This window comes from Janthinobacterium sp. PSRC1-1 (genome assembly GCF_049897525.1).
GTDB lineage: Bacteria > Pseudomonadota > Gammaproteobacteria > Burkholderiales > Burkholderiaceae_D > Janthinobacterium > Janthinobacterium tructae.
Genome location: NZ_JAFCWK010000013.1, coordinates 43,124 through 56,298 on the forward strand (window position 1 = coordinate 43,124; position 13,175 = coordinate 56,298).

Here is a 13,175-nt window from a genome sequence, read left to right on the forward strand (position 1 = left end):
CCCCCTGTTCCCGCTGCGCTGTGGAGTTTTTGCTCCGGATGCGCGCGGGGACGGATTTTTAGAATAGACATGATCATGAATACGACGACCCTCACCAACTTGCTGGACCTCGATCCCGCGCAACTCATCGCTTACTGCGCCGAGTTGGGAGAGAAACCGTTTCGTGCGAAACAATTGCAACGTTGGATACACCAGTTCGGCGCTTCCGATTTCGACGCCATGACGGACCTGGCCAAGTCGCTGCGCGACAAGCTGGCCACGCGCGCCGAAGTGCGCGCCCCGGCCATCATCAGCGACCACACGTCGACGGACGGCACGCGCAAGTGGCTGGTTGACGTGGGTAATGGCAATGCCGTGGAAACCGTGTTCATTCCGGAAGAAAACCGCGGCACCCTGTGCATCTCGACCCAGGCCGGCTGCGCCGTGAACTGCCGTTTCTGCTCGACGGGCAAGCAAGGATTCAATCGCAACCTCAGCGTTGGCGAAATCATCGGTCAGCTGTGGATGGCGGAATTCGAATTGCGCCGCACCAAGGGCATCGAACCGGGTCCGAAAGGCGAGCGCCAGATCACCAACGTGGTGATGATGGGCATGGGCGAGCCCCTGCTGAACTTTGAGCCGACCGTCACGGCCCTGAAATTGATGCTCGACGACAACGCCTACGGCCTCTCGCGCCGCCGCGTGACCCTGTCGACCTCGGGCGTGGTGCCGATGATGGACAAGCTGTCGCAGGAAGTGCCGGTGGCCCTGGCCGTCTCGCTGCACGCCTCGAACGACGCCTTGCGCGATGGGCTGATTCCACTGAACAAGAAATACCCGCTGAAAGAATTGATGGCGGCCTGCAAACGCTACCTGGAATTCGCCCCACGCGACTTCATCACGTTTGAGTACTGCATGCTCGATGGCGTCAACGACAGCGACGAGCACGCGCACGAACTGCTGGCGCTGGTGCAAGACCGCGAGTTCGGCGTGAACTGCAAGTTCAACCTGATTCCATTCAACCCGTTTCCCGAGTCGGGCCTGTTCCGCTCGAAAAACCCGCGCATCAAGGCCTTTGCCCAGGTGCTGATGGATGGCGGCATCATCACCACCGTGCGCAAGACGCGCGGCGACGATATCGATGCGGCCTGCGGCCAGCTGGCCGGCGAAGTCAAGGACCGTACGCGGGTGCAGGAACGCATGGAAAAGATGACCGAGTATCAACAGAAATTCGGCGCCAATTTCGGCAAGATCGTGGAGATCCGCTCCTGATGCGGGAACGCATGGCTTATCCTGGCGCACTTGCCGCGGCTGTTGTCAGCCTGGGCGTGCTGCTGGCCGGCTGTGCTTCCACCGCGAACAAGGAGCAAGCTGCCTCTGTCGAGCAGCGCGCCGCCTTGCGTTTGCAGTTGGCCAGCGCCTATTATATGCAAGACCAGTTTGCGGTGGCGTTGGCCGAAGCGGAGCAGGCGGTGCAGCTGGTGCCGGACAACGCCCAGGTACGCGGCATGCGCGCCCTGATTTTTGCTGCCCTGCGCCAACCGGTGGCTGCCGAAAAAGATTTTCTTTACGCATTGCGCCTCGCGCCCCACAATCCCGAGTTGAGCAATAATTATGGCCTGTTTCTGTGCCAGACCGGGCGAGCGGCGCAGTCGTTGGCGTATTTTGATGCTGCATTGCAAGATGTTGCCTATGGCACGCCTGAACTGGCGCTGCATAATGCGGCGGCGTGCAGCCTGCTCATGCAAGATTACCCGCGCGCCGCCAGCTACTGGCTCAAGGCGGAGCGCATCGCACCTGGTGCGGCAATCACCTATGCCGGCCTGGTGCGCGTGTATTACCAACAGCAAGACTACCGGCAAGCGGCTCATTACCTTGAGCGGCTCGGTAAAGTAGCGACAATGGAGAGCCAGACGGCCGATGTGCTCTGGCTCGGGATCAAGGTGCAGCATAAGCTCGGGGATGCGGGTGCGGAAGCTGGCCTGGGGGCGCATTTGCGCAACCACCATTCCGGCTCCCCCGAATATGCTGCTTATCAAAATGGGGCGTTTGATGAGTGAGACAGGGATACCAATGAATTCAGAGTGGGCAGAAACGCCTCAGCAGCAGCCCCAGGGCAATCTTGCGTTGGCAGGCGCACAGTTGAAGGCGCAGCGTGAAGCGCTGGGCTGGCCGGTGGAGCAGGTGGCCGACCAGCTCAAGCTGGCGCCACGCCAGGTGATCGCGCTGGAGGCAGGCGACATGGCGGCCTTGCCGAACCTGGCCGTGGTGCGCGGTTTCGTGCGCGCCTACGCCAAGGTGGTCAAGCTCGACGCGGCGCCGCTGGTGGCCATGATCGAAGTGCATCCGGCGCCGGCGCAAGACCCGGCTGTCGCGCCCGTGCGGCGTGAAATTTCCGCCACGTTTTCCGAATCGCGCTTCCCGTCGATGACGCAGCGCTCGTCGAACCAGACTCCGCTCTGGATCGCCGGCGCCGTGGCCGTCGTCGTGGCGGCCGCCTTTGGCGCCTACAAGCTCGGCTATGTACCGGCCAGCCTGTTGTCCTCGCACGTCGAGAAAGAAGCCGCGCATGCGGACGTGGGCCCCGTGGAAACGACCCTGATCAAGCCGGGCCAGGACTTGACGCCCGTGCAGACGCCGTCCGTACCCCTGATTTCCGTGCCGCCGCCGCCAGGCAACGATACGCAGACGGGCGCACCTGCCTCTGCCGTCGCTTCGGCGCCGGCCGCCGTCGTGCCGCCAGCAACTGCGCCGGCAACGACGCCAGCGGCCGCGGCCGCCGTCACGCCGCCCGCTGCCGCCGCTGCCGTGGGCGCGAATACGCTGGTGTTGAAGGTGGAGCAGGATTCCTGGGTGGAAATCCGCCGCCCGGGCAGCACGCCGCTGATTTCGCGCATGGTCAAGGCGGGCAGCACGGAAACGTTCGACATCACGGGACCGGCCACCCTGGTGGTGGGCAAGCCGGGTGCCGTGCAGGCAACCTTGCGCGGTGCCAAGCTGGATCTGCCGACCGTTGCCGGTGGCACGATTTCCCGTGTCAGCATCAAATAATTGCAATCATCGTTCAAGCAAACTCAGAAGATAATATTTATGGCTACCTCGAAAACAGCGATCGGCTCCGGTCCTTCCGGCCGCCGCGACAGCCGCAAGGTGCTGATCGCGCACGGCCAGCGCCAGATCTGGGTGGGCGGCGACGCCCCCGTGGTGGTGCAGTCGATGACGAACACGGATACGGCCGACGCCATCGGCACGGCGATCCAGATCAAGGAACTGGCGCGCGCCGGTTCGGAACTGGTGCGCCTGACGGTGGACCGGCCGGAAGCGGCCGCCGCCGTGCCGTATATCCGCGAGCAGCTCGACAAGATGGACATCGACGTGCCGCTGGTGGGCGATTTTCACTATAACGGCCATACCCTGCTCAACGATTACCCCGATTGCGCGCGCGCGCTGTCGAAGTACCGCATCAATCCGGGTAACGTGGGCAAGGGCGCCAAGCGCGACACGCAGTTTGCGCAAATGATCGAAGCGGCTTGCAAGTACGACAAACCGGTGCGCATCGGCGTGAACTGGGGCAGCCTCGATCAAGCCTTGTTGGCGCGCATCATGGATGAAAACGCGGGCCGCGCCGACCCATGGCCGGCGCAAGCCGTCATGTACGAAGCGCTGGTGACGTCGGCGATTGAAAACGCCGTGCGCGCCGAAGAGCTGGGCCTGGCGCGCGACAAGATCATCCTGTCCTGCAAGGTTTCTGGCGTGCAGGACCTGATCGCCGTGTACCGCGAACTGGCGCAGCGCTGCGACTATCCGCTGCACCTGGGCTTGACGGAAGCGGGCATGGGCAGCAAGGGCATCGTGGCGTCCACCGCGGCGCTGTCCGTGCTGTTGCAAGAGGGCATCGGCGACACCATCCGCATTTCGCTCACCCCGGAACCGGGCGGCGACCGCACGCGTGAAGTCATCGTCGGCCAGGAAATTTTGCAAACCATGGGCTTGCGCAAGTTCGCGCCGATGGTCATCGCCTGCCCCGGTTGCGGGCGCACGACATCGACCACCTTCCAGGAACTGGCCGACAACATCCAGACGTATCTGCGCGAGCAGATGCCGGAATGGAAAAAGTCGTATCCGGGCGTGGAAGCGATGAACGTGGCCGTCATGGGCTGCATCGTCAACGGTCCCGGCGAATCGAAGCATGCGAACATCGGCATCAGCCTGCCCGGCACGGGCGAGTCGCCGGCCGCGCCCGTGTTTGTCGACGGCGAAAAAGTCGTCACCCTGCGCGGCGAACGCATCGTCGAGGAATTCCAGGACATCGTCCTCAATTATGTTAAAACCCATTATGGCGTAGCTGGGGTTTCGAGCGACATGTCGCTCGCCAGCGTAGCGGTCTAGGCTTGCAAGCCTGGACTCCTTACGCGCAAAAAAATGAAAAGCAAAGAAGAACACTATGTCCGAAAATAAAAAAGCAGAGAAAATTACCGCCGTCAAAGGCATGAATGACGTGCTGCCCGCCGACGCCCCGCTGTGGGAATTGTTTGAAAACACGGCGCAATCCGTGCTGCAAAGCTATGGCTTCCAGCAGATCCGCACGCCGATCGTGGAAGAGACGAAATTGTTCGCGCGCGCCATCGGCGCAGTGACCGATATCGTGGAAAAGGAAATGTACTCGTTCACCGATTCGATGAACGGCGACAACCTGACCCTGCGTCCTGAAGGCACGGCCGGCGTGGTGCGCGCCGTGGTCGAACACAACCTCGTCTACGAAGGCCCGAAACGCCTGTGGTACAAGGGCCAGATGTTCCGCCACGAGCGTCCGCAAAAGGGCCGCTATCGCCAGTTCCACCAGTTCGGCGTGGAAGCCATCGGTTTTACGGGGCCGGATATCGACGCCGAGATCATCATGCTGTCGCGCCGCCTGTGGGATGACCTGGGCCTGGAAGGCATCCGCCTGGAACTGAACTCGATCGGCGACGCGGCCGAGCGCCTGCGCCACCGCGCCGACCTGATTACCTACCTGGAAAGCCACAGCGAGCTGCTGGACGAAGAAGCCAAGCGCCGCCTGCACAGCAATCCGCTGCGCATCCTCGACACCAAGAATCCTGCCATGCAGGACATGGTCAATGGCGCGCCGAAACTGCTCGATTACCTGGGCGAGGAATCGCTGGCCCACTTTCATGGCGTGCAGAAGATCTTGAACCACAACAATATCCCGTTCACCATCAATCCACGTCTGGTGCGCGGCCTCGATTACTACAACCGCACGGTGTTCGAGTGGGTCAGCGACAAGCTGGGCGCGCAAGGCACGGTGTGCGCCGGCGGCCGCTATGATGGTATGGTGGAAATGTTCGGTGGCAAATCGACGCCGGCCGTCGGTTTTGGCATGGGCGTCGAACGCCTGGTGCTGCTGATGAAGGATGCGGCTGAACCGGAAGCACCGGCCCAGTGCGACGTGTACCTGGTGCACCAGGGCGAGCAGGCAGGCTTGCAAGCTTTCGTGCTGGCCGAGCGGATTCGCGATGCGGGCCTCGACGTTGTGCTACATTGCGCAGCGAGCAACGGTGGCGGCAGCTTCAAGACGCAAATGAAAAAGGCCGATGCCAGCGGCGCGGCGTTTGCCGTGATCATGGGCGACGATGAAATCGCCAATAACGTCGCTACGGTGAAAGCCATGCGCGAAGCCGATGCCGGCGCGCAGCAGAGCACGGTGCCGTTCGACGATGTCGTCGATTACGTGGTGGACCAGATCATCGGCGACCACGATTGCGGCCACGACCACGGTCCTGGCGGCCACGTGCATCACCACCATTGATTTGAAGTAAGACCGTACTACCCTCGATCAACTACTCATTAAAACTGACGACCCATGGCATACGATCACGAAGAACAAGAACAACTGGCAACCCTGAAGGCCTGGTGGCAGCGCAATGGCAATCTGACCTCCTGGGTCCTGATCGTGGCGCTGGCAGGCTATAGCGGCTGGGCTGGCTGGCAGTACTACCAGCGCACGCAGGCTGCGCAAGCGGGCCAGCTGTACGACGAACTGCAAAACGCCATCGCCGCCAAGGACACGGCCAAGGTGATGCGCGCGGCCGGCGACATGCAGTCGCGCTTCGGCGGCACGGCATATGCGCAGATGAGCGCCCTGGCCGCGGCCAAGGTGGCGTTCGACGCGAATGACCTGAAAACGGCCAAGACCCAGCTGCAATGGGTCGCCGAGCACGGCACGGAAGAGTACAAGGTCATCGCCAAGCTGCGCCTGGCCGGTGTCTTGCTGGACGAAAAAGCCTACGATGAAGCGTTGAAGGTGCTGGCGACGGCTTCCGTGGCGCAATTTGCCGGCGCCGTGGCCGACCGCAAGGGCGACGTCCTGGTGGCGCAAAACAAGCTGGCCGATGCGCGCACGGCCTACCTGGCCGCGATAGCCGCGACGGACAAGAACAATCCAGGCCGTCAACTGATCCAGGTCAAACTGGAGGCGATCGGCGGTACGGTACCGGAAGACAAGGCCAAGGCTGACAAGGCTGCCGCCTGACAGGAACACTGATGGTGTGGCCGCGCGGCGTTGTGCGCCGCCTGCCTTGCCCTTACAAGTACAAGAAAAAGGTTGGATAACACTTATGCGTGTCACTGAAAAGCTGGTAGCTGCAAGTCTGTTGGCCCTGATGGCCGGTTGCTCGTCCTGGAACCCGTTCGCCTCGAAAGACCCGAAAGTCGAACCGGCCAAGCTGGTCGAGTTAAAATCGAGCATCGCCGTGCGCGACGCCTGGAAGTATTCGATCGGCAAGGCCGGCGTGTACGCGTTTACGCCTGCGCTGGCCGGCAACAGTTTGTACGTGGTCAATGCCGATGGCGCGCTGGCGCGCCTGGATGCGGCCAGCGGCCGTGAAACCTGGCGCGTCAAGGCCGGCAGCGACATCACGTCGAGCGCCGGCAGCGATGGCAGCGTGGTGGCCGTGGGCGCCGCCAAGGGCGTCGTGCTGGCTTTCGATGCCGATGGCAAGCAGCTGTGGAAGGCACAGGCGTCCAGCGAAGTATTGACGGCGCCCGTCGTGGGGCAGGGCGTGGTCGTGGTGCGCAGCGTGGATAACCGCATCGTCGGCTTCGATGCCAGGACGGGCGAGCGCAAGTGGACGGTGCAGCGCGCCACGCCGGCACTGACCCTGCGCAATGCGCCGGGCATGGTGCTGGGCGGCGCGAATGTGTATGTAGCCCAGCCGGGCGGCAAGCTGCTGGCACTGACGGCGGCCACCGGTGTGGTACGCTGGGAGATCGTCGTCAGCGAACCGCGCGGCGCTACCGAACTGGAGCGCGTCTCCGACATCGCCGGCACGCCGGTGGTGTTCGAGGGGGAAGTATGCGCCGTCACGTACCAGGGCAAGGCGGGTTGCTTCGATGCCGCCACGGGCGTGCCGCGCTGGACCAAGCCGTTCTCGTCCGATGTGGGCGTGGCCGTGGACCAGCGTTTCGTCTTTGCCGCCGACGGCCAGGGCGCCGTGGTGGCGTTCAGCCGCGAAGGCGGCCAGAGCGCGTGGAAGAATGAGGCGCTGGCGCGCCGCCGCCTGTCGACGCCGGCCTCATTCGGCCGCAGCGTCGCCGTCGGTGACTATCAAGGTTATATCCACTTCCTGTCACGGGAAGATGGCGCATTAATAGGTCGTGTCAGCACCGATGGTAGCCCGATTGTTTCGGCTCCCGTTGTTGCCGGTTCGAATTTGATTTTTCAAACCCAATCAGGGACAGTGACCGCTCTCGCGGTCGAGTAATACAATGAAGCCGGTAATTGCACTAGTAGGTCGACCCAATGTTGGGAAATCGACTTTATTCAATCGTCTGACCCGCTCGCGCGATGCGCTGGTGGCGGATTTGCCTGGGTTGACGCGCGATCGTCACTATGGCGAAGGCCGTGTCGGCGAACGTCCCTTCCTGGTCATCGATACGGGTGGTTTCGAACCCGTCGCCAAGGAAGGCATCATGCACCAGATGGCACTGCAGACCAAGCAGGCCGTGGCCGAGGCCGACGTGGTGGTGTTCATCGTGGACGGCCGTCAAGGCCTGACCCCGCATGACAAGACCATCGTTGACTTCCTGCGCAAGAGCGGTCGCCCGGTCTTGCTGGTGGTGAACAAGAGCGAAGGCATGCGCTACACGGCCGTCGTGTCCGAATTCTATGAATTGGGCATGGGCGATCCGTATGCGATCTCGTCGGCGCACGGCGACGGCGTCAACGACCTCGTCGAAGTGATGCTGGACCTGGCGTTCGCGCAGCGTCCGGATGAGCCTGAAGAGCTGGAAAAGACCGACCGCGGCATCAAGATCGCCCTCGTCGGCCGTCCGAACGTGGGCAAGTCGACCTTGATCAACACCTTGCTGGGCGAAGAGCGCGTGATCGCCTTCGACATGCCGGGCACGACGCGCGACTCGATCGAGATTCCGTTCGAACGCGATGGCCAGCAATACACGCTGATCGACACGGCCGGTATCCGCCGCCGTGGCAAGGTGTTTGAAGCGATCGAGAAATTCTCGGTGGTGAAAACCCTGCAATCGATTTCCGAAGCCAACGTGGTCGTGCTGATGCTCGACGCGCAGCAGGATATTTCCGAGCAAGACGCGCATATCGCCGGCTTCATCCTGGAATCGGGCCGCGCGCTGGTGGTGGCCGTGAACAAATGGGATGGCTTGCAATCGCACGAACGCGACGAGATCAAGATCGATATCGACCGCAAGCTCGATTTCCTGTCGTTCGCGCAGATGCATTTCATTTCGGCGCTGAAGGGCACCAACATCGGTCCATTGATGAAGTCGCTCAACGCCGCGTATGCAGCCGCCATGTGCGACCTGTCGACGCCGAAGCTGACGCGCGCCCTGATCGAGGCCGTGGAGAAGCAGGAGCCGCGCCGCAAGGGTTCGATTCGTCCGAAGCTGCGCTATGCCCACCAGGGCGGCATGAACCCGCCGGTGATCGTCATTCACGGCAATGCGCTCGACGCCGTCGGCGATCCGTACAAACGCTATCTGGAAAAACATTTCCGCGATACGTTTGCGCTGGTTGGCACGCCGCTGCGCATTGAACTGCGCACGGGTAAAAACCCGTTTGCACGCACGCCGAGCAAGTAATGCGTTCATCGCTGGATTAAGTGCATATTAAGGCGCCGCGGAGATAATGCGGCGCCGACAACCATTCATGGCTGTTTGCACGGAAATAATAAAGTGTTAATGCGCCATGCGCGACAGCGATCGCGAAAACAGGTTACAGTAGCTATGACGCATCTTTCTTTCTTTGAAAGGTGTGAGAGCACTTGAAATCAAGCGAGTCGCCTCCAATTCTTACACAACAACATAAACAACGGAGCTGTTATGAGCAACAAAGGGCAACTGTTACAAGACCCATTCCTCAATGCATTACGCAAAGAGCATGTTCCTGTCTCGATCTACCTGGTCAATGGCATTAAATTGCAGGGCCATATCGAATCGTTCGATCAATATGTCGTATTGCTGCGCAATACGGTGACACAGATGGTGTACAAGCATGCCATCTCGACAGTGGTGCCGGCCCGTGCCGTCAATCTCAATATTGAATCTGAAGCGGAGTAAAGCGTTGAGCTTGAAGGCCCAGCGCCTTTCACCCTCCATCGCCTCCGTGCGCGCCAGCGGCGCTGATGCGTTTGCATCGGCGTCGGCGTCCGCCGCAACTTGTCTGATGCCATCATGCGCGCCGTACTAGTCGGGGTTGACTTCGGTCACAGCGACTTCGACGCCAGCATGGAAGAACTCATGCTGTTGTCGCGTTCGGCTGGCGCGGACCCGATTTCCACCATCACGGCCAAGCGTTCGAGTCCCGATTCGGCGTATTTCGTCGGCAGCGGCAAGGCCGATGAAATTGGCGACGTCGTCGTCAACGATGGCCTGGAAATCGTCATCTTCAATCACGCCCTCTCACCTGCCCAGCAGCGCAATCTGGAAAAGCGCCTGAATGTGCGGGTGCTCGACCGTACCAGCCTGATCCTCGACATCTTTGCGCAGCGCGCCAAGAGCCACGAGGGCAAGCTGCAGGTCGAGCTGGCCCAGTTGCAGCATCTGGCCACGCGCCTGATCCGCGGCTGGACCCACCTTGAGCGGCAAAAGGGCGGTATCGGCTTGCGCGGTCCCGGCGAGACGCAGCTCGAGACCGACCGCCGGCTGATCGGCGACCGTGTCAAGGCCTTGCGCGCGCGCCTGGAAAAGCTGCACAAGCAGCGCGAAACGCAGCGCCGCGCGCGCGGCCGCAATCACACATTCTCGGTGTCCCTGGTCGGCTATACCAATGCCGGCAAGTCGACCCTGTTCAATGCCGTGACCAAGGCCGGCGTGTATGTCGCCGACCAGTTGTTCGCCACGCTCGACACCACCTCGCGCCGGGTTTACCTGGGCCAGGAAGTGGGCAATGTGGTGATCTCCGACACGGTCGGCTTCGTGCGCGAATTGCCGCATCAGCTGGTGGCCGCATTCCGCGCCACGCTCGAAGAAACCATCCATGCCGATTTGCTGCTGCATGTCGTCGACGCCGCGTCGCCGGTACGCATGGAGCAGATCGAGCAGGTCAACCTGGTCTTGAAAGAGATCGGCGCCGATCACATTCCGCAGATCCTCGTGTGGAACAAGATCGACGCGGCCGGGCTGGAGCCTTCGGTGGAGCGCGACGAATATGCTACGATCAGTCGCGTGTTCGTCAGTGCGCAGAAGGGCAGCGGGCTCGACCTGCTGCGCGAAGCGATAGTCGAGATGGCCAGGAAGGCGCCTGGTTCGGCGCACCTGTATCAGAACGACGCAGCACCGCAGGAAGATCAGTTGGACGGTCAGTACGACCAGCACGATGGCGCCGCCCCGGACCAGGACGAAGAGCCTGGCGAGGACGACACGATTTCCACCCACTCCCAAGTCGGAACACGATAGTTATGCTTGTCTCCCTACTCAAAAAAACAGGCTTGAAGTTGTCCCTGAACGATCCCCGCTGGGGCAATCGCAAGGACGACGGCAAGAAAGCCCAAGAAGGCAAAAAGCCCGGCGAAGGTCCGCCGGACCTCGATCAGTTGTGGCGCGATTTCAATCAGCGCCTGAACGCCTTTTTCGGACAGAAGAACCGTCCCGACAACGGCGGCAATAACAACGGCGGTGGCGGTGGCCCGCGTCCGGACATGAAGGGCGCCGGCATCACCGCCGGCGTGGTCGGCGTGATCGCCGTCTTCATCTGGCTCGCCAGCGGCGCCTTCATCGTGCAAGAGGGCCAGAGCGGCGTGGTGCTGACGTTTGGCCAATACACGCGCACGGCGCCAGCCGGTCTCAACTGGCGCTGGCCGTATCCGTTCCAGACCGACGAAACCGTCAACGTGTCGCAAGTGCGCACGGTGGAAGTCGGGTATCGCACGTCGCTGCGCAACAAGCAGGCCAGCGAGTCGCTGATGCTGACGGACGATGAAAACATCATCGACATCCAGTTCGCGGTGCAGTACACCTTGAAAGATCCCGTGGAATGGCTGTTCAGCCTGCGCGACCAGGAAGACACCTTGCGCCAGGTCGCCGAGACGGCGATCCGCGAAGTGGTGGGCCGCAGCAAGATGGACTTCGTGCTGTATGAAGGCCGTGAAAAAGTGGCCTTCGACACGCAGAAACTGATGCAGCAGATTCTTGAAGATTACAAGGCTGGCGTGTTGATCAACAACGTGACGATGCAGGCCGTGCAGCCGCCGGAGCAGGTGCAAGCCGCCTTCGACGATGCCGTCAAGGCCGGCCAGGACCGTGAGCGCCAGAAGAATGAAGGCCAGGCCTACGCCAATGACGTCATTCCGAAAGCACGCGGCGCGGCATTCCGCCTGGTGCAGGAAGCCGAGGCCTACCGGGCCATGGTGACCGAGAACTCCGAAGGTAACGCGTCGCGCTTCAAGCAGGTGCTGGTCGAGTACCAGAAGGCGCCGGCCGTCACGCGCGACCGCATGTACCTGGAAACGATGCAGCAAGTGTTCAGCAGTGCCAGCAAGGTCATGGTTGACGCCAAGACGGGCAGCAATCTGCTGTATCTGCCGCTCGACAAGTTGATCGCCCAGACGGCTGCCACCGATGCCGCCGCTGCCGCCGCCCGTGCTGCCGCGACACCCGCAGCCAACACCGTTTTGCCACAGGAAGCCATGCCGACAGTAGAAGTCAACCAGCGCCGTGACAGCCGCTCTTCGCGTGAACGGGAGAGCCGCTAATGAACCGTATCGTTGCCGCCCTGATCGCGGGCTTTATCGCGATCATGCTCTTGTCCTCGACCGTGTTTGTCGTCGATCAGCGTAAGTACGCCATCGTCTTCGCCCTCGGTGAAGTCAAGGACGAGATCAGCAAGCCAGGTTTGTACTTCAAGCTGCCGCCGCCGTTCCAGAACGTCATCTACCTGGACAAGCGCATCCTGACGCTCGACACGCCGGAGCCGGAACGCTTCATCACGGCCGAGAAGAAGAACATCCTCGTCGACGCGTATGTGAAGTGGCGCATCGTCAGTCCGAAGACCTATTTCCGCAGCTTCGGCGGCGATGAAAGCCGCGCCCGCAACCGCATGTCGCAAATCGTCAAGGCCGCCCTGAACGATGAAATCACCAAGCGCACGGTGCGCGAAGTGATCTCGGGCGAGCGTGGCAAGGTGATGCAGGCGATCAAGGCCAAGGTGGCGGCCGAGGCCGAGGCCATCGGCGTGGGCATCGTCGATGTGCGCCTGAAACGCGTCGATTACGTCGAGCAGATCAACAACTCCGTGTACGAGCGCATGAAGTCCGAGCGCGTGCGCGTGGCCAATGAACTGCGTTCGACCGGTTCGGCCGACTCCGAGAAGATCCGCGCCGACGCCGACAAGCAGCGCACGGTGATCCTGGCCGAAGCGTATCGCGAAGCCGAGAAGATCCGCGGCGAGGGCGATGCCAAGGCGTCGCAGGTGTATGCGGAAGCGTTTGGCCGGAATCCGGAGTTCTACAAGTTTTACCGTAGCCTGGAAGCCTACCGCGCCACGTTCAAGGACAAGGGCGACGTGATGGTGGTCGATCCGAGTTCGGAATTCTTCAAATACTTCAAGGGTAACGGCACGGCCGCTCCGTCCAAGAAGTAAGGCAGCATCGAGACTGCACCTGGCCGCAAGGACGGGTGGCAGCAGCAGCGGGGCCGGCGTCAATGCCGGCCCCGTTTTTTTGTGCCCG

At 61.8% G+C, this 13,175-nt stretch carries 12 protein-coding genes; all 12 read left to right on the plus strand.

Annotated features, from left to right (window positions below; genetic code table 11):
- The first annotated feature begins 75 nt into the window (after positions 1-75).
- The 12 genes from rlmN (at position 76) to hflC (ending at position 13,087) form a co-directional block, all read left to right on the plus strand.
- Positions 76-1,251 (plus strand): 23S rRNA (adenine(2503)-C(2))-methyltransferase RlmN, encoded by a 1,176-nt coding sequence (gene rlmN, locus ACP7DW_RS23390; protein WP_071076956.1) that lies wholly within the window; start codon positions 76-78, stop codon positions 1,249-1,251.
- Positions 1,251-2,039, plus strand: coding sequence for a type IV pilus biogenesis/stability protein PilW (gene pilW, locus ACP7DW_RS23395; RefSeq protein ID WP_426085235.1), 789 nt, complete (start codon positions 1,251-1,253; stop codon positions 2,037-2,039). The genes rlmN and pilW overlap by 1 nt, the downstream gene beginning before the upstream one ends.
- 82 nt (positions 2,040-2,121) lie before the next feature.
- Positions 2,122-3,030, plus strand: a complete 909-nt coding sequence (locus ACP7DW_RS23400) for a helix-turn-helix domain-containing protein (protein WP_426056914.1) — start codon at positions 2,122-2,124, stop codon at positions 3,028-3,030.
- A 39-nt stretch (positions 3,031-3,069) separates the two neighbouring features.
- Positions 3,070-4,368: a flavodoxin-dependent (E)-4-hydroxy-3-methylbut-2-enyl-diphosphate synthase gene (gene ispG, locus ACP7DW_RS23405; protein WP_426056913.1), complete on the plus strand. Its 1,299-nt coding sequence runs from the start codon at positions 3,070-3,072 to the stop codon at positions 4,366-4,368.
- A gap of 55 nt (positions 4,369-4,423) precedes the next feature.
- Positions 4,424-5,785, plus strand: a complete 1,362-nt coding sequence (gene hisS / locus ACP7DW_RS23410) for a histidine--tRNA ligase (RefSeq protein WP_426056912.1) — start codon at positions 4,424-4,426, stop codon at positions 5,783-5,785.
- A gap of 54 nt (positions 5,786-5,839) precedes the next feature.
- A complete protein-coding gene (locus ACP7DW_RS23415) occupies positions 5,840-6,508 on the plus strand; it encodes a YfgM family protein (protein ID WP_426056911.1) in 669 nt (222 codons plus the stop codon).
- 85 nt (positions 6,509-6,593) lie between these two features.
- Entirely contained in the window at positions 6,594-7,739 is a 1,146-nt protein-coding gene (bamB, locus tag ACP7DW_RS23420) for an outer membrane protein assembly factor BamB (RefSeq protein WP_426056910.1), read from the plus strand.
- Positions 7,740-7,743: 4 nt separating this feature from the next.
- Positions 7,744-9,090 carry a ribosome biogenesis GTPase Der gene (gene der / locus ACP7DW_RS23425; protein WP_034752028.1) on the plus strand — a complete coding sequence of 449 codons (1,347 nt, stop codon included), beginning with the start codon at positions 7,744-7,746 and terminating at the stop codon, positions 9,088-9,090.
- Positions 9,091-9,330: 240 nt separating this feature from the next.
- Positions 9,331-9,567 (plus strand): RNA chaperone Hfq, encoded by a 237-nt coding sequence (gene hfq / locus ACP7DW_RS23430; protein ID WP_008450615.1) that lies wholly within the window; start codon positions 9,331-9,333, stop codon positions 9,565-9,567.
- Positions 9,568-9,681: 114 nt separating this feature from the next.
- Positions 9,682-10,905: a GTPase HflX gene (hflX, locus tag ACP7DW_RS23435; RefSeq protein WP_298409833.1), complete on the plus strand. Its 1,224-nt coding sequence runs from the start codon at positions 9,682-9,684 to the stop codon at positions 10,903-10,905.
- A gap of 2 nt (positions 10,906-10,907) precedes the next feature.
- The gene (hflK, locus tag ACP7DW_RS23440) at positions 10,908-12,200 is read left to right on the plus strand and encodes an FtsH protease activity modulator HflK (protein ID WP_070221916.1); all 1,293 of its coding nucleotides are present in this window, start codon (positions 10,908-10,910) and stop codon (positions 12,198-12,200) included.
- Positions 12,200-13,087 (plus strand): protease modulator HflC, encoded by an 888-nt coding sequence (hflC, locus tag ACP7DW_RS23445; protein ID WP_426056909.1) that lies wholly within the window; start codon positions 12,200-12,202, stop codon positions 13,085-13,087. The genes hflK and hflC overlap by 1 nt, the downstream gene beginning before the upstream one ends.
- Positions 13,088-13,175: the final 88 nt, after the last annotated feature.